Source organism: Pseudomonas sp. A39, assembly GCF_058145955.1.
Genome location: NZ_JBYVMD010000036.1, coordinates 29193 through 46011 on the forward strand (window position 1 = coordinate 29193; position 16819 = coordinate 46011).

Consider the following 16819-nt stretch of genomic DNA (forward strand, 5'->3'; position numbering starts at 1 on the left):
CGGTATCAGCTGACTCTGTCGACCATAGAGTGGCCGCCGCCTATGTCTATTTCAAAACGACGATGGAAGGGTAGGTAATAGTCAACGGCGGCCTGCTCTGCGAGTGCATCCGCCCTCGGAAAAATGACGCCGGCTCGCGCGTTGTTACCGATCGTTTCGCTGAGCCCGTAGTAGTCGGGCCGGCTTTTCTTCAAGACATCGTTAAAGACGTCAGGCCCCGTTACTTCAAATATCTTGCTCTCATACTCATTGAATTCCCGTATGGCCTCAGGGCTGGGATTTTCCCTCTCAAGATAAGGTCGGTGTGTGTCCAGCCATGGTTTGTTTTCCCGGAATCGTTTGTAGGATTCCTCACTGATCTCTTTGAGGACCCGGTTGTTGGGATGGCTGGCGAACACGTTAGTGTTGTAGCCCGAGAACGAGAGTTCGGAATGCTTCACATGGGAGTTGAGCAATAGGTCATCGGTACCTGCTTTGAGCTCGATATCTCCAATCTGCTTGGTGATCAAGTCATCACTGTCCAGGTAGATGCCGCCCCGGTGGTTGATCAGCGGATAGCGCAGAGCGTCTGAAGCCGCCGCGTAGTTGTGGGTTTTGCCCTGACGAAAATACTGGTACATCTCACCGGCTTGCGTGGTCTTGAACTCTTGGAAGAAAGGATCTTCATTCAGATTTCGCACTTCCAGGTTGGGCGTTTTTTTGTCCAGGGCCGCTTTGATCGATGCAAACTTTTCCGGGCTGTCTGCGTCGACATGGACCACAGATTGGAAACCGGGTGTCTTACGTGCATTCTCCAGAATCAGGCTGAGCCGATCATCCGGAATCATGGCGCCAGCCCATATGTAGTTGATTTCCTTCTTGATCGGCGTAACGGCCGTGGGAACGGGGGGAAGGGCTGCGTGAATTGTTTCAAAGGTGGTTGGCTTGGGCAGTGTCGCCTTGACCCGCAAGAACTCGTCCAGGCTGCCACTTTTCCACTCGTAGGGGCCTGTTCGCCAAAAAGGGGCACCCAGGGTTTTACCGTCGCCTAGCTTGCGCCAAACGTCATTGGCTACATCAAACTCTACTAAAACGCAAAAATTGGCATAAAGCCTTGTCTTGCCATCATCACTAAGTACGCGGTTGACTTCGTCCATTGGGACTTCATAGCTTTTATAAGGCATTCCCTCGACACCGCCCGGCAGCCCCAGGCGTTGCCATTGATCGGCGCCGGTTTTGTTTAATATGAATTCAGTTTGTCGGTAGGTCTTGGGGTTGATGACACGAACCTGCACCGAACTCATGGGGCTACCGCCCGAAGCTTCTCGAACCTGATAGACAGAAGCCTTGCCAGATTTGTCGACGTGGCGGATGTATTGACTCTGGCCATCGAGGCTGTGGTAAACCCCTTTGCTATCCGGGCTCAGGCCGACGAGGCGCGAGGGTGAAACTGTGTATTTTTCGACCACTGCGAGTTCACCCGGCAGGCCGGGTGGATGCTTCAACTTGAACGTGCGAGCAGCCGTTGAAAGCATTTGGCGCGTGCCTTGACCCAAACCCTCGGCCAGCGCGCCAAGGCCGTCCGCCGGGTTAAGGGCGCCGACTGCCGCGGCGCCGATTATTTTGGCCCCGGTGAACAGTTTTGTTCCGAGTTTTCCAGTGAGCTTGGTCGCCTGGCTGACCGCCTTGCCCACCGGAATAACAAAACCCAGCAGGTCCAGAGCGAAGTCCCCAACGGCCCCCCATACGTCGCCTTTTACTGCCTTTTCAATACCGCTTTTCAGGGGCAGGAAGTCCATGACGGCGCCCAGTTCATCCACCAACTGTTTTTCTTGCTCTTCAACAGCATTGGTTCCACTGGCGTAGGTCTTGAGCGCGTCGCGGCCATAGAGGACAAACTTTTCGATCTCGTTGGCCAAGTGTTGCTCACGCTCACTGGCCCATGGCGCTGTAGGCGAACGGTCTTGCCCGGTCTTTTCTCCCCATGCCTTTGGAAAAGAAAAAGGCACCGGATCAATGGAAAGGCCTGAAGACACGACCTCCTTTGGCGGCGCGCCGGTTTTGTAGGCGTCCAAGTCAATGTCGAGCGACTTGCCTTTGGCCTTTTCAAGAAAGTAATCATCCGGGTCATCGTAGCCACGTAGGGGCGTTTGATGAACGCTGCTGCCCCATAGCTGATGGTTGCGGCGAACGAGCCCCTGCATCGGCAACACTTCGTAAATCCGCACGTCACCTTTGTTTTTTACACACATCAGTAGACCGTGACGTGCTCTGGAAGCGTCGACTTGAGCGGGTGTCTCAGTGTCGCCGTTGGCTTCGCGCACAGAGTGGAAGGTGATGTCGCCGACCGCGATATGTTGGCGTTCATCAAGAGACAGTTGGGAAAATTGGTATTGCATCGCGGTGTTTATGCCTGTCCTCAATCCCTTGATGTAGGCATCGAACTGCTCATTGAAAATGGCCGTGATGTCCGGAAGGGGTCTGACCCCCGTGCGGCGGGTCGGGCTCAATACGACGCTCTGGTCAACGATACGGTCCATCTTCCCTGCCGTATAAATGTCCACCAGTGCATGCTTGGTCTCACTGCCGTCAAGGTTGACGATGGGGGTCAGCGGCTGCTCGAAGTCATAGTCGCCATATACCTTCTTCAATTCTGCGCAGGCCAATGCCCTGCGCGTAGGCAGAAAGGCGGTGAGGCCTTTATTGGTAGTGCCTAATGTTTCTAGCAATGCGTTGAATTTGTCTCGCGCAACGGTGATCTGTTCGGGCGTAAACGCATCATCGTTAGCCTTATTCAGGACGTCATTGGCGATGGCCCAATCGATGACGGCATGTGTCTGAGCCCCCGCCTCAATGCCAGCATCCTTAAGCGTGACCGGGCTTCTGTTGCCAAAACTCATGACTTGGCCAAACGTCATGTTACGGGTGGCGCCCGGCTCCAGCGCCTCAATGCGCGCGACAGCGGTGCTCAGGCTGGCCCAGGTGTGGGACCCATACACCAAGCCGCCAGGGAGGTCCTTGACCAGGAACGCAGGGGCTGCACTGGCGAGCAATAGCTGTGCCGCCGCAGGGGCCAGGTCGTGATCGACTCGGCCTTGCTGCTTAAGATGCTCGACGAGTCGCGCTGTTATAGCGGCAGGTGACAAGCCCCGGTGAGCTGCCTGGGCCAGGTCGTAACCGGCGACGACGTTGCGTTGGGTGCCCACGGCGGGGTCCAGGTCGAGCGCCAGCGCGGTCATCGCCCAGTCGCTGGCTGTGCTGGTTGACCAGGTGTCCGCGAACGCGCTTTGCAGGCGCTTACCCAGCGCCTGTGCCTGCGGACTGGCAATCAGAGCCTGCAGGCGTTGCGCGGGGCTATCAGCGGTGGTGAGATCGGGAGTTTTTTTAGCCAGGTGGTTGAGAAGGCAGGTGCCCCCCTCCAACCCATTTTGTGCCTCTTCACTGACGATGTTCTGGACGCGTTCGCGCTCGTCACGTCCGAGTTGGCGCGTGTCCGACAGCAGTCCCCAGTGCCTCGAGTTGTCAGGCGGTTGTGGTACCGGGTCTGACAGAACGGCAATAAGGTTCGACAGCTCGGCCTTGTCCTGGGGAATCATCAAGCCGTGCGCATGCAAAAACGGCTCAAGCTTCAAACCGCTTGCCGGCATGCCTGGGTAAGTCTTCGCGAATACGGAATCCGGGTGGACGGGGACACGGTGCGAATCGATGTGTTCGGCCAGCGTCGTGTTTGAATTCGTTGAGGCCAGCACACTGATACGGGTGAGCGTATGGATAAGGCTTAGTCGGTTGCGTCTGTCACCCAGGTTTTGTTTCTGAAGCTCGAGGGCTTCAGGGGTGCGTGTATGGGGAGGTCTTAACCCATCCGAGGGGGCGAGTGGTCGGAAACCCTGGCCTTCATTCAATTGTGCAACACGCGTTGCCACCTGGGCCCGGCTGAGGTTGTCGAGGTTTTCCCCATAGAACCGCCCGATAAGCTCAAAGGGCGCGCTGTGTACAGGTAGCATTGCGGGGTTCCTGATACTGAAGGTATCGGGCGCGATCACCTTGCCGGCTTCGAGTATGGGCCCGGCCACCGCCGCCCAGCGCGCATCGTTGTTGAGGGTAAAACTGACGACGCTCTGGTCGGCTTTTCGCCTGGCGTGTAATGCGCCTTTGGAGGGAATGATCTCGACAGTGCTGCTATCAAGGCCCTCCGAAAGCATCCAGGCGGTGAAGTCCGCGCTATTCAACGTCTCCCGAAAGTATTGCCACCATTTTCCGAACGTCGAGTCGGGGGGAATGCCGGCAACAATCACCTCTCGTTGGCTGTCCCCGCCGCGCGCGCGCGCCAGCGCGTCGCCGTAGTAACCTGCCAGGAGCTTGTCCGGGTAACCCATCGCTAAAGCATTGCCTGCGGCGATGCTGGCTTTCGCTCTATTTGAAGGCAGCAGACTCAACGGCAACGGCGACTTTGCTGGCGTCTTGGCGGTCTCGGGCAAGGAATCTGTGGAGGCTCTGTCGCTGCGATGCTGGCTGAATGGGTTGCCGGTGGTAGGAGGGGCGATCCTTGTGTTTGGCAGCGGGGTAATGGCTAGCGGGGTAGAGGGGGCGGAAATATTCAATGGTTATGCTCCTTGCAGGGATAGGCGCTGAAGCGCCAGGCGTGGGCAGGCAGTTCTACGCCCTCGTCGCTGTCTCGCAGAGTGCGTTTGTTTTTTCGGGTGTTTCCGAGCGGCTCCGGCCTGCGTAAAACCTGGGTGCGAGGGTTGTATCTTCTATTGTCCACTGTAAAAAAAAGAACACGGCTTGACGTTGCGGAGGTGGGTCCCCGCCTTCCGATTTCGGATTCGACCCGTCCTGATATTCAGCGAGGAGCACGTCAGTGGAGGCGGTGTTGAGGTAGGAGGGGGCGGCAATCACCCCGCGAGGATTTTTTGCCTGTCGAGCGTTCTATCCGATAACCCATTGATAAACGATGGCACTGCCTCAGCTATACTCCCCTCCATTTGAATGGCCCTTCGAGGAATTACTGTGAAGAACTGGACCTTGCGCCAACGCATCTTGGCAAGTTTTGCGGTCATTATCGCCATCATGCTGTTAATGGTCGTGGTCTCCTATTCACGGTTGCTGAAGATCGAAACCAGCCAGGAAGCCGTCCGGGACGACGCGGTGCCGGGCGTTTACCTCAGCTCGATGATCCGCAGCGCCTGGGTCGACAGCTATTTGCAGACCATCGACATCATCGGCCTGCGCGACGACAAAACCTTCACCAATACCGATAAGAACGACTACAAGTCGTTCGAAGCGCGTATTGAACAGCAGATGGCCAACTACGAAAAAACCATTCATGGCCAAGCTGACCGCATGGAGTTCGATAACTTCAAGGCGGCGCACATCAACTACAACAAAGTGCTGGCCCAGGTGCTGGAACGCGTTGAAGCCAATGACCTGCCGGGCGCGAATCAATTGCTCGAGGAGCAATTGACGCCGATCTGGACCGAAGGGCGCATGAAGCTCAACGACATCATTACTGAAAACAAGAACGTGTCTGACCGGGCAACGGCGGCGATCGACGAGGCGGTACTGTCGGCCAAGATCAGTATGGCCGTGTCGCTGCTCATCGCCATCTTGGCTGCTGGGCTGTGCGGCCTGTTGCTGATGCGTGCGATCATGGCGCCGATGCAACGCATCGTCGATATCCTCGAAACCATGCGCGACGGCGACCTGAGCAAACGCCTTAACCTGGAGCGCAAGGACGAGTTCGGCGCCGTCGAAACCGGCTTTAACGACATGATGACCGAGCTCACGGCCCTGGTGTCCCAGGCCCAGCGCTCGTCGGTGCAGGTCACCACCTCGGTGACCGAAATTGCCGCCACGTCCAAGCAGCAACAGGCCACCGCGACTGAAACGGCCGCGACGACCACTGAGATCGGTGCCACGTCGCGCGAAATCGCGGCGACTTCCAAGGACTTGGTCCGCACCATGACCGAAGTGTCCACCGCCGCCGACCAGGCGTCGGTGGCTGCCGGCTCCGGCCAGCAAGGACTGGCGCGCATGGAAGAGACCATGCACTCGGTGATGGGCGCGGCCGACCTGGTCAACGCTAAGCTGGCGATCCTCAATGAGAAGGCCGGCAACATCAACCAGGTGGTGGTGACCATCGTCAAGGTGGCCGACCAGACCAACCTGCTGTCGCTCAACGCCGCCATCGAAGCGGAAAAAGCCGGCGAGTACGGTCGCGGTTTTGCCGTGGTCGCGACCGAAGTGCGCCGCCTCGCGGACCAGACCGCCGTGGCCACCTATGACATCGAGCAGATGGTGCGCGAGATCCAGTCCGCAGTGTCTGCGGGGGTGATGGGCATGGACAAGTTCTCCGAAGAAGTGCGCCGCGGCATGTTCGAAGTGCAGCAAGTGGGCGAGCAGTTGTCGCAGATCATCCACCAGGTACAGGCGCTGGCGCCGCGGGTGTTGATGGTCAACGAAGGCATGCAGGCCCAGGCCACCGGCGCCGAGCAGATCAACCACGCCCTCGTGCAACTGGGCGATGCCAGCAGCCAGACGGTGGAGTCCCTGCGCCAGGCCAGCTTTGCCATTGATGAACTGAGCCAGGTTGCGGTGGGTCTGCGCAGCGGCGTGTCGCGTTTCAAAGTCTGATGAGCGAACTCGCGGCTAAACGCGGCGCCGTCCCGGCAGCGAAAAAGGCGTTGTTCCTGGTGTTCCATATCGGTCAGGAACGCTATGCCCTCAAGGCTACCGAAGTGGCCGAAGTGCTGCCGCGCCTGCCTTTGAAACCCATTGCCCATGCACCGCTGTGGGTCGCCGGGATCTTTGCCCATCGTGGGGCGCTGGTGCCGGTCATTGACCTCAGCGCCTTGACCTTCGGCAACCCGGCCCAGGCCCGCACCAGCACGCGGCTGGTGCTGGTCAATTACCAACCCGACGCCGGGTCCCAAGCGCGTTGGCTGGGACTGATCCTGGAGCAGGCCACCGACACCCTGCGTTGCGACCCCGCCGAGTTCCAGCCCTACGGTCTGGCCAACCGCCAGGCACCCTACCTGGGGCCGGTGCGCGAAGATGCGCTGGGCCTGATGCAATGGATCGGTGTAAACGACCTGCTGACCGATGACGTGCGCGCCGTGCTGTTTTCTGCCGAGCTGAGCGTATGAGCAACGACCCGCGTTTTTTTGCCTTTCTTAAAGAGCGCATCGGCCTGGACGTCGCGTCGGTGGGCGAAGCCATCATCGAGCGCGCCGTGCGCCAGCGCAGCCAGATCGTCCAGGCACCCACGCCGGGCGAATACTGGCAGCACCTGCAAAGCTCCCAGGACGAACAGCAAGCGCTGATCGAAGCAGTGATCGTCCCCGAAACCTGGTTTTTCCGTTACCCCGAATCCTTTGCGACCCTGGCGCGCCTGGCGAAGGCCCGCCTGGTCGATATCAAGCAGATGCGCGCATTGCGTATCCTCAGCCTGCCGTGCTCCACCGGCGAAGAACCCTATTCGATTGCCATGGCGCTGCTCGATGCGGGCCTCGCGCCGCATCAGTTCAAGGTACAGGGGATGGACGTCAGCCCGCTGTCGGTGGAGCGTGCGCGACGCGGGGTGTACGGCAAGAACTCCTTTCGCGGCGGCGATATTGCCTTCCGTGACCGCCACTTCACTGAATACGGCGACGGCTTCCACATCGCCGATCGGGTGCGCGAACAAGTGCGCCTGCAAGTCGGCAACCTGCTCGACCCGGCGCTGCTGGCCAATGAGGCCGCCTACGACTTCGTGTTCTGCCGCAACCTGCTGATCTACTTCGACCAGCCCACCCAGAAACAAGTCTTCGACGTGCTCAAAGGCCTCACCCACGTGGACGGTGTGCTGTTTATCGGCCCGGCCGAAGGCAGCCTGCTGGGGCGCCACGGCATGCGTTCGATTGGGGTGCCGCAGTCCTTTGCGTTCAGCCGGCAGGGCTCGCCGCAGCTGCCCGAGCCAGCGTTTATACCGACGCCTGCTCCCACGCCTCCGCGCAGCACGGCGCCGATTTCAGCTAAACCTCGGCCGTTCAGCACCGTCAGCGCCCACGTCTTGCCGATCAAGGCTGCGCCCTCCGATGCAGGCACCTTGCTCAGCCGGATCGCCACCCTGGCCAACGAAGGCAAAAGTGCCGAGGCCCGGGCCGCGTGTGAAGACTATTTGAACAGCCACCCGCCGGCCGCGCAGGTGTTTTACTGGCTGGGGCTGCTCAGCGACGTGGCCGGCAGTGCCCTGGAAGCCCAGGGCTATTATCGAAAAGCCTTGTACCTGGAACCCCAGCACCCGCAGGCCTTGATGCACCTGGCCGCGTTGCTCGAGTCCCGGGGCGACAGTGCGGGGGCGCGCCGTCTGCAGGCGCGAGCCGCCCGTAGCGAGCGAGCCGACAGTGAGTCCAAACCATGAGTAACACCGAGGCGCTCGACACCACCGGCCTGGACCTGACCCTGGCCGACACTCAAGCCATCGACGACTGCTGGAACCGCATCGGTATCCATGGCGATAAGTCCTGCCCACTACTGGCTGACCATATCCATTGCCGCAACTGCTCGGTGTATTCCGCCGCCGCCACGCGTCTGCTGGACCGCTACGCCTTGCAGCAGGACGACCGACGCCCGCAGGCGGCCGAAGTCGACACGGAGGTGGTCACCCGTTCGCTCTTGATGTTCCGCCTCGGCGAAGAATGGCTGGGCATCGCTACACGCTGCCTGGTGGAAGTCGCGCCGTTGCAACCGATCCATTCCCTGCCGCATCAACGTTCCCGCGCCTTGCTCGGCGTGGCCAACGTGCGCGGCGCGCTGGTGGCGTGCTTGTCGCTGGTGGAACTGCTGGGCCTGGACGCCACCAGCAGCGGCGCCACCGGCGGGCGCATCATGCCGCGCATGTTGATCATTGCCGCCCAGGATGGCCCGGTGGTGGTGCCGGTGGATGAAGTCGACGGCATCCATGCCATCGATGAGCGCACCTTGAAGGCCGCATCGGCGTCCGGCACCCAGGCCAGCGCGCGCTTTACCCAGGGTGTATTGCCGTGGAAAGGCCGCAGCCTGCGCTGGCTGGACGAGGCGCAATTGTTGTCCGCCGTGACCCGGAGCCTCTCATGACCCCCGACCAGATGCGTGATGCCTCGCTGCTGGAATTGTTCAGCCTGGAAGCCGATGCGCAGACCCAGGTGTTGAGCGCGGGCCTGCTCGCCCTGGAACGCAACCCGACCCAGGCGGACCAGCTCGAAGCCTGCATGCGCGCGGCGCACTCGCTCAAGGGCGCCGCGCGCATCGTTGGGGTGGATGCCGGGGTCAGCGTGTCCCACGTCATGGAGGATTGCCTAGTCAGCGCCCAGGAAAACCGCCTGTACCTGCAACCCGAACATATCGATGCGCTGCTGCAGGGCACTGATCTGCTGATGCGCATCGCCACGCCAGGCAATGACGTCGGGCCGGCGGATGTCGAGGCCTACGTCGCGTTGATGGAGCGTCTGCTGGATCCGTCCCAGGCGCCTGTCAACGTCGCGCCGCCGCCGGAGCCAGCGCCCGTCGTCGAAGAACTGCCGCCGGAACCCGAACCCGCGCCGCCGGTGACCAGCGAGCCGCCGCGTCAAGGCAAGCGCATGACCGAAGGCGGCGAACGCGTACTGCGCGTCACCGCCGAGCGCTTGAACAGCCTGCTGGACCTGTCGAGCAAATCCCTGGTGGAAACCCAGCGGCTCAAGCCGTACCTGGCCAGCCTGCAACGTCTCAAGCGCATTCAAAGCCAGGGGATACGGGCGCTGGATACGCTGGACGGGCAACTCAAGACCCAAGTCCTGAACCTCGAGGCCCAGGAAGCCCTGGCCGACACGCGCCGTTTGTTGAGCGAAGCCCAGGCCTTGCTGGCGGAAAAGCACGCCGAGCTGGACGAGTTCGGCTGGCAGGCCGGGCAGCGCGCCCAAGTGTTGTATGACACTGCACTGGCCTGCCGCATGCGCCCGTTTGCCGATGTATTGGCTGGGCAAGTGCGCATGGTGCGCGACCTCGGCCGCAGCCTCGGCAAGCAAGTGCGCCTGGAGATCGAGGGCGAAAAGACCCAGGTCGACCGTGACGTACTGGAAAAACTTGAGGCGCCGCTCACCCATTTGTTGCGCAATGCCGTCGACCACGGCATCGAAATGCCTGAGCAACGCCTGCTGGCGGGCAAGCCGGCTGAAGGCTTGATCCGCCTGCGTGCCTCCCATCAGGCCGGTTTGCTGGTGCTGGAGCTCAGTGATGACGGCAATGGCGTCGACCTGGAGCGGCTGCGCGGCACCATCGTCGATCGGCACCTGTCACCGGTCGAAACCGCCCTGCGCCTGAGCGAAGAAGAGTTGCTGACGTTCCTGTTCCTGCCGGGGTTCAGCCTGCGTGACACGGTCACCGAAGTGTCCGGGCGCGGCGTGGGCCTGGACGCGGTGCAGCACATGGTCCGCCAACTGCGCGGCGCGGTGGTGCTGGAGCAGACGGCGGGGCAGGGCAGTCGTTTCCACCTTGAGGTGCCGTTGACCCTGTCGGTGGTACGCAGCCTGGTGGTGGAAGTCGGTGAGGAAGCCTATGCGTTCCCGCTGGCGCATATCGAACGCATGTGTGACCTCGCGCCCGATGACATCGTGCAACTGGAAGGTCGCCAGCATTTCTGGCACGAGGGCCGGCATGTTGGCCTGGTCGCCGCCAGCCAGTTGTTGCAGCGCCCGGCGGGGCAGAGTCCGTCAGAAACGCTGAAAGTGGTGGTGATCCGCGAGCGCGATACGGTGTACGGGATTGCCGTGGAGCGCTTTATCGGTGAGCGTACGCTGGTGGTGTTGCCGCTCGATGATCGCCTGGGCAAGGTCCAGGATATTTCCGCCGGTGCCTTGCTGGATGATGGCTCGGTGGTGTTGATCGTCGACGTTGAAGACATGTTGCGTTCGGTGGACAAACTGCTGAACACCGGCCGATTGGAACGTATTGCGCGGCGCAGCCAACAAACCACCGAGGCACCGCGTAAGCGCGTGCTGGTGGTCGATGACTCGCTGACCGTGCGTGAGCTGCAACGCAAATTGCTCCTTAATCGTGGTTATGAAGTGGCCGTGGCGGTCGATGGCATGGACGGCTGGAACGCCTTGCGCTCCGAAGACTTTGACCTGTTGATCACTGATATTGATATGCCCCGCATGGACGGTATTGAATTGGTCACACTCTTGCGCCGTGACAGTCGCCTGCAATCGTTGCCGGTGATGGTGGTGTCCTACAAAGATCGCGAAGAAGACCGACGTCGAGGACTCGACGCCGGTGCGGACTATTATTTAGCCAAAGCCAGTTTCCACGATGACGCCCTGCTGGACGCCGTGGTGGAACTGATCGGAGGCGCACGGGCATGAGGATTGCGATCGTCAATGACATGCCCCTGGCAGTGGAGGCCTTGCGCCGCGCCTTGAGCTTCGAGCCTGCGCACCAAGTGGTGTGGGTGGCCAGCAATGGGCTGGAAGCGGTGCAACGCTGCGCCGAACTGACGCCGGACCTGATCCTGATGGACCTGATCATGCCGGTGATGGACGGCGTGGAAGCCACTCGCCAGATCATGGCCGAGACGCCGTGCGCCATCGTTATCGTGACCGTCGACCGCCAGGCCAACGTGAGCCGGGTGTTCGAGGCCATGGGCCACGGCGCCCTGGACGTGGTGGACACCCCGCCGCTCGGCGTGGGCAACCCCAAGGATGCGGCGGCGCCGTTGCTGCGCAAGATCCTCAATATCGGCTGGCTGATCGGCCAGCGCGGCACCCGCGTGCGCGCCGAAACCGTGCCGGCGCGCGCATCCGGCAAACGTCAAAGCCTGGTGGCTATCGGCTCCTCGGCGGGTGGTCCGGCTGCCCTGGAAATCCTGCTCAAGGGTTTACCTCGCGACTTTCCAGCCGCCATCGTGCTGGTGCAGCATGTGGACCAAGTGTTCGCGGCGGGCATGGCCGAGTGGCTGAGCAGCGCCTCGGGCCTGCCGGTACGCCTGGCCCGCGAAGGCGAGCCGCCGCAAAGCGGCGTGGTGCTGCTGGCCGGCACGAACCACCACATTCGTTTATTGAAGAATGGCACGCTAGCCTATACGGCAGAGCCGGTGAACGAAATTTACCGGCCATCGATCGATGTGTTTTTCGAAAGCGTGGCCAGCCACTGGAATGGCGATGCCGTCGGTGTGCTGCTGACCGGCATGGGGCGCGACGGGGCCCAGGGCCTCAAATTGCTACGTGAACAAGGTTATTTGACCATCGCCCAGGATCAGCAAAGCTCGGCGGTGTATGGCATGCCCAAAGCGGCGGCGGCGATCGATGCTGCTGTTGAAATTCGCCCACTGGATAGAATTGCGCCCCGGTTGCTGGAGGTCTTTGCCAAATGAACATGACCTCTCGCGGCTGGCTTGCAGGCAGTAATTCAGGTGACTGCACATGAATGATTTACAGATCGACGACATCAAGACCGACGAAAACGCCGCCATGGTGTTGCTGGTCGACGACCAGGCCATGATCGGTGAAGCCGTGCGGCGTGGCCTGGCCCATGAAGAAAATATCGATTTCCACTTCTGCGCCGACCCACACCAGGCGATTGCCCAGGCGATCCGTATCAAGCCGACGGTTATCCTGCAGGATCTGGTGATGCCAGGTCTGGACGGCCTGACGCTGGTGCGCGAGTACCGCAACCACCCGGCCACGCAGAACATCCCGATCATCGTGCTTTCCACCAAGGAAGACCCGCTGATCAAGAGCGCGGCGTTTTCGGCCGGGGCCAACGATTATTTGGTCAAGCTGCCGGACAACATCGAGCTGGTGGCGCGCATCCGCTATCACTCGCGCTCCTACATGACCCTGTTGCAACGGGATGCGGCTTATCGCGCGTTGCGGGTCAGCCAGCAGCAGCTGTTGGACACCAACCTGGTGCTGCAACGGCTGATGAACTCCGATGGCCTCACGGGGCTGTCCAACCGTCGCCATTTCGACGAGTACCTGGAACTGGAATGGCGCCGTGCCATGCGTGATCAGACTCAGCTGTCGTTGTTGATGATTGATGTGGATTTCTTCAAGACCTACAACGATAGCTTTGGGCATGTCGAAGGTGACGAGGCTTTGCGCAAGGTTGCGGCGACCATTCGTGAGGCCAGCAGTCGGCCTTCGGATTTGCCGGCGCGCTATGGGGGGGAGGAGTTTGCCCTGGTGCTGCCTAATACCTCGCCGGGCGGGGCGCGGTTGGTGGCTGAGAAGCTGCGGATGGCGGTTGCCGCGCTGAAAATTCCGCACATTGCGCCGACTGAGGGGTCGAGTCTGACCATCAGTATTGGGCTGTCGACCATGACGCCGCAGCAGGGGACGGATTGTCGGCAGGTAATAGTGGCGGCGGATAAGGGGTTGTATACGGCTAAGCATAATGGGCGCAATCAGGTGGGGATTGAGTAGGGCTGAGTGCTTCTGTGTACATATCCGTTGCTGCGGTCACGGCCACTAATGGTTCCGCTCTTACAGCGGGTCACTTTTTGAAAAGCGCAAAAAGTAACCAAAAACGCTTCGCCCCAACACTCGGCACCTCGCCTAGGCTCGGTGTACCCTCACTCCGGATTCAATCCTGCGTTCGGCCAGCGTGTTTGACGGGGCGCCTCAGATCAAAAGCAAAAGCGCGGCGGCCTTAGAGCCGACCGGGGTTGGGGGGGGGCGTTACTGGGTTAAAAATGTGGGAGGGGGCTTGCCCCCGATGGCGGTGTGTCAGTTGATGCATCTGTGGCTGTCACACTGCCATCGGGGGCAAGCCCCCTCCCACAGTTTGAACTGCATACATCAGGTAGATATCAGCCTGCTTTTGCCCTGCTTTGCCCTACTTTTGATCTGGCTTTTGATCTTGATCTTAGGCGGCCCCCCAAATCACTGTCGGATTACGGGCACACCGAGCCTAGGCGAGGTGCCGAGTGTTGGGGCAAGAGCCTTTTGCTTACTTTTGGGCTTTTCAAAAGTGAGCCGCTGTAAGAGCGGAACCATAAGCCGCCGTTACCTAAAAAACGGATATGTACTCCAATGATCCAGCCCCGCGCCTTTTCGCCCAGCGGACTGCCGCTCCCCCCCGTTTGCCGTTATACTCGCCGGCTTTCAAAAGTTCGCCAACGAGTGCTGCCCGCCATGGAAATCAACCCGATCCTTAACACCATCAAGGACCTGTCCGAGCGCTCCGAAACTATTCGGGGGTATCTTTGACTACGATCAAAAGCATGAGCGTCTGACCGAAGTCAATCGCGAGCTTGAAGATCCGGCTGTCTGGAACAAACCTGAATACGCCCAGGAGCTGGGCCGCGAGCGCGCTGCGCTGGCACAGATCGTCGACACCCTCGATGAGCTGAACACCGGCCTGGGTGATTGCCGTGACCTGCTGGACATGGCCGTCGAAGAAAACGACGAAGGCGCAGTGGGCGATGTCGTCGCCGAGCTGGCCCGTCTCGAGGAAAACCTCGCCAAGCTTGAATTCCGTCGCATGTTCAGCCATGAAATGGACCCGAACAACGCGTATCTGGACATCCAGGCCGGTTCCGGCGGCACCGAGGCCCAGGACTGGGCCAACATCCTGCTGCGCATGTACCTGCGCTGGGCCGACAAGCGCGGTTTCGACGCGACCATCATGGAGCTGTCGGCCGGTGAAGTCGCGGGTATCAAAGGCGCGACCGTGCACATCAAGGGTGAGTACGCCTTTGGTTGGCTGCGGACCGAGATCGGCGTTCACCGTCTGGTGCGCAAGAGCCCGTTCGACTCCGGCAACCGTCGCCATACCTCGTTCTCCGCCGTGTTCGTCTCGCCAGAGATCGACGATAAGGTGGAAATCGAGATCAACCCGGCCGACTTGCGTATCGACACCTACCGCTCCTCTGGTGCCGGTGGTCAGCACGTAAACACCACTGACTCGGCCGTACGGATTACCCACGTACCGACCAACACCGTGGTCAGCTGCCAGAACGAACGTTCCCAGCACGCCAACAAGGACACCGCCATGAAAATGCTGCGGGCCAAGTTGTACGAGCAGGAAATGCAGAAGCGCAACGCCGCTTCCCAGGCGCTGGAGGACACCAAGTCGGATATCGGCTGGGGTCACCAGATCCGTTCTTATGTGCTCGATGCGTCGCGGATCAAGGATCTGCGCACTAACATCGAACGCAGCGACTGTGACAAGGTGCTCGACGGCGATATCGACGAATACCTGGAAGCCAGCCTGAAATCGGGCCTGTAAAAAGACTGTAGGAGCCGGGGGGACGCAGCGTCCCTGCCCGGCGATCCCCAGCCGAAGGCTGGGGGCAACGAACCTGTGATGGAATTTCAAAAGACATGAGCGACCAACAACTCGACCCGCAAGCCCTGCAACAGGAAGAAAACTCCCTGATCGCCCTGCGCAAGGAAAAGCTGGCTGCCGAGCGCGCCAAGGGCAATGCCTTCCCCAACGACTTCCGCCGCGAAAACTACTGCGATGCCTTGCAGAAGCAATACGCGGACAAGACCAAGGAAGAGCTGGCAGAGGCTGCGATTCCGGTCAAGGTGGCAGGTCGCATCATGCTTAACCGTGGCTCGTTCATGGTGATCCAGGACATGACCGGGCGTATCCAGGTCTACGTCAACCGCAAGACCCTGTCCGAAGACACCCTGGCCTCGGTGAAAACCTGGGACATGGGCGACATCATCGCCGCCGAAGGCACCCTGGCCCGTTCCGGCAAGGGCGACCTGTACGTGGAAATGACCAGCGTGCGGCTGCTGACCAAATCCCTGCGCCCGCTGCCGGACAAGCACCACGGCCTGACCGACACCGAACAGCGCTATCGCCAGCGCTACGTTGACCTGATCGTCAACGAAGACGTGCGCCAGACCTTCCGCGTGCGGTCGCAAGTCATCGCCCACATCCGCAGCTTCCTGATGCAGCGTGACTTCCTGGAAGTGGAAACCCCGATGCTGCAAACCATCCCCGGTGGTGCCGCAGCCAAGCCGTTCGAAACCCACCACAACGCGCTGGACCTGGAAATGTTCCTGCGTATTGCGCCTGAGCTGTACCTCAAGCGCCTTGTTGTTGGCGGCTTCGAGAAGGTGTTCGAGATCAACCGCAACTTCCGTAACGAAGGCGTCTCGACCCGTCACAACCCAGAATTCACCATGTTGGAGTTCTACCAGGCCTACGCCGACTACGAAGACAACATGGACCTCACCGAAGAACTGTTCCGCGAATTGGCGCAGCTGGTTCTGGGCAGCACCGACGTGCCGTACGGCGACAAGGTGTTCCACTTCGGCGAGCCGTTCGTGCGTCTGTCGGTATTCGATTCGATCCTCGAGTACAACCCTGAGCTGACCGCCGACGACCTGAACGACATCGACAAGGCTCGTGCAATCGCCAAGAAAGCCGGCGCCAAGGTGCTGGGCTTCGAAGGCCTGGGCAAATTGCAGGTGATGATTTTCGAAGAGCTGGTGGAGCACAAGCTCGAGCAGCCGCACTTCATTACTCAGTACCCGTTCGAAGTGTCGCCGCTGGCCCGTCGCAACGATGACAACCCGAACGTCACCGACCGTTTCGAGCTGTTCATCGGCGGCCGCGAAATCGCCAACGCCTACTCCGAGCTCAACGACGCGGAAGACCAGGCCGAGCGCTTCATGGCCCAGGTGGCCGATAAGGACGCCGGCGATGACGAAGCCATGCACTACGATGCTGACTTCGTACGCGCCCTGGAATACGGCATGCCGCCCACCGCCGGTGAAGGTATCGGCATCGACCGCCTGGTGATGCTGCTGACCAACTCGCCGTCGATCCGTGACGTGATCTTGTTCCCGCACATGCGGCCGCAAGCGTAACCGTAGCGAAATCCGAA

General features: G+C 60.5%; 10 protein-coding genes. 9 read left to right on the forward strand and 1 reads right to left on the reverse strand.

The genetic code is table 11. The annotated features are described in order from the left end of the window. Nucleotides 1–5 precede the first annotated feature (5 nt). On the reverse strand, nt 6–4580 hold the full coding sequence (locus tag AC3ZU9_RS23455; protein ID WP_490091417.1) for a glycosyltransferase: 4575 nt from the start codon (nt 4578–4580) through the stop codon (nt 6–8). Nucleotides 4581–4989: 409 nt separating this feature from the next. On the opposite strand from AC3ZU9_RS23455, the gene AC3ZU9_RS23460 reads away from it, so the two are divergent. From AC3ZU9_RS23460 to lysS, 9 genes are all read left to right on the forward strand, one after another. Further along, nucleotides 4990–6612: a methyl-accepting chemotaxis protein gene (locus tag AC3ZU9_RS23460; protein WP_012722548.1), complete on the forward strand. Its 1623-nt coding sequence runs from the start codon at nt 4990–4992 to the stop codon at nt 6610–6612. Then, entirely contained in the window at nt 6612–7124 is a 513-nt protein-coding gene (locus AC3ZU9_RS23465; protein WP_012722549.1) for a chemotaxis protein CheW, read from the forward strand. Before AC3ZU9_RS23460 ends, AC3ZU9_RS23465 begins: the two co-directional genes overlap by 1 nt. Next, on the forward strand, nt 7121–8380 hold the full coding sequence (locus tag AC3ZU9_RS23470; RefSeq protein ID WP_064054937.1) for a CheR family methyltransferase: 1260 nt from the start codon (nt 7121–7123) through the stop codon (nt 8378–8380). Before AC3ZU9_RS23465 ends, AC3ZU9_RS23470 begins: the two co-directional genes overlap by 4 nt. After that, nucleotides 8377–9075, forward strand: a complete 699-nt coding sequence (locus AC3ZU9_RS23475) for a chemotaxis protein CheW (protein WP_012722551.1) — start codon at nt 8377–8379, stop codon at nt 9073–9075. The genes AC3ZU9_RS23470 and AC3ZU9_RS23475 overlap by 4 nt, the downstream gene beginning before the upstream one ends. Beyond that, nucleotides 9072–11339 carry a hybrid sensor histidine kinase/response regulator gene (locus AC3ZU9_RS23480; RefSeq protein ID WP_490091418.1) on the forward strand — a complete coding sequence of 756 codons (2268 nt, stop codon included), beginning with the start codon at nt 9072–9074 and terminating at the stop codon, nt 11337–11339. Before AC3ZU9_RS23475 ends, AC3ZU9_RS23480 begins: the two co-directional genes overlap by 4 nt. Continuing rightward, the gene (locus tag AC3ZU9_RS23485) at nt 11336–12346 is read left to right on the forward strand and encodes a chemotaxis response regulator protein-glutamate methylesterase (RefSeq protein ID WP_093541953.1); all 1011 of its coding nucleotides are present in this window, start codon (nt 11336–11338) and stop codon (nt 12344–12346) included. Before AC3ZU9_RS23480 ends, AC3ZU9_RS23485 begins: the two co-directional genes overlap by 4 nt. 49 nt (nt 12347–12395) lie before the next feature. Beyond that, complete coding sequence (locus AC3ZU9_RS23490; RefSeq protein ID WP_012722554.1) at nt 12396–13397, forward strand: diguanylate cyclase; 1002 nt, start codon at nt 12396–12398, stop codon at nt 13395–13397. 711 nt (nt 13398–14108) lie between these two features. After that, nucleotides 14109–15204 (forward strand): peptide chain release factor 2 gene (gene prfB / locus AC3ZU9_RS23495; RefSeq protein ID WP_096236834.1). Its coding sequence is split into 2 segments (ribosomal slippage): nt 14109–14180 and nt 14182–15204, totalling 1095 coding nucleotides; the frame shifts between segments, so codons are not numbered across the junction. A gap of 95 nt (nt 15205–15299) precedes the next feature. Then, nucleotides 15300–16802 (forward strand): lysine--tRNA ligase, encoded by a 1503-nt coding sequence (gene lysS, locus AC3ZU9_RS23500; protein WP_490091419.1) that lies wholly within the window; start codon nt 15300–15302, stop codon nt 16800–16802. The last annotated feature ends 17 nt before the right edge of the window (nt 16803–16819 follow it).

Coding starts and splice junctions, on each gene's coding strand:
- AC3ZU9_RS23470 (WP_064054937.1), top strand. CDS start 7,121: ATGAGCAACGACCCGCGTTTTTTTGCCTTTCTTAAAGAGCGCATCGGC.
- AC3ZU9_RS23465 (WP_012722549.1), top strand. CDS start 6,612: ATGAGCGAACTCGCGGCTAAACGCGGCGCCGTCCCGGCAGCGAAAAAG.
- AC3ZU9_RS23480 (WP_490091418.1), top strand. CDS start 9,072: ATGACCCCCGACCAGATGCGTGATGCCTCGCTGCTGGAATTGTTCAGC.
- lysS (WP_490091419.1), top strand. CDS start 15,300: ATGAGCGACCAACAACTCGACCCGCAAGCCCTGCAACAGGAAGAAAAC.
- AC3ZU9_RS23485 (WP_093541953.1), top strand. CDS start 11,336: ATGAGGATTGCGATCGTCAATGACATGCCCCTGGCAGTGGAGGCCTTG.
- AC3ZU9_RS23475 (WP_012722551.1), top strand. CDS start 8,377: ATGAGTAACACCGAGGCGCTCGACACCACCGGCCTGGACCTGACCCTG.
- AC3ZU9_RS23490 (WP_012722554.1), top strand. CDS start 12,396: ATGAATGATTTACAGATCGACGACATCAAGACCGACGAAAACGCCGCC.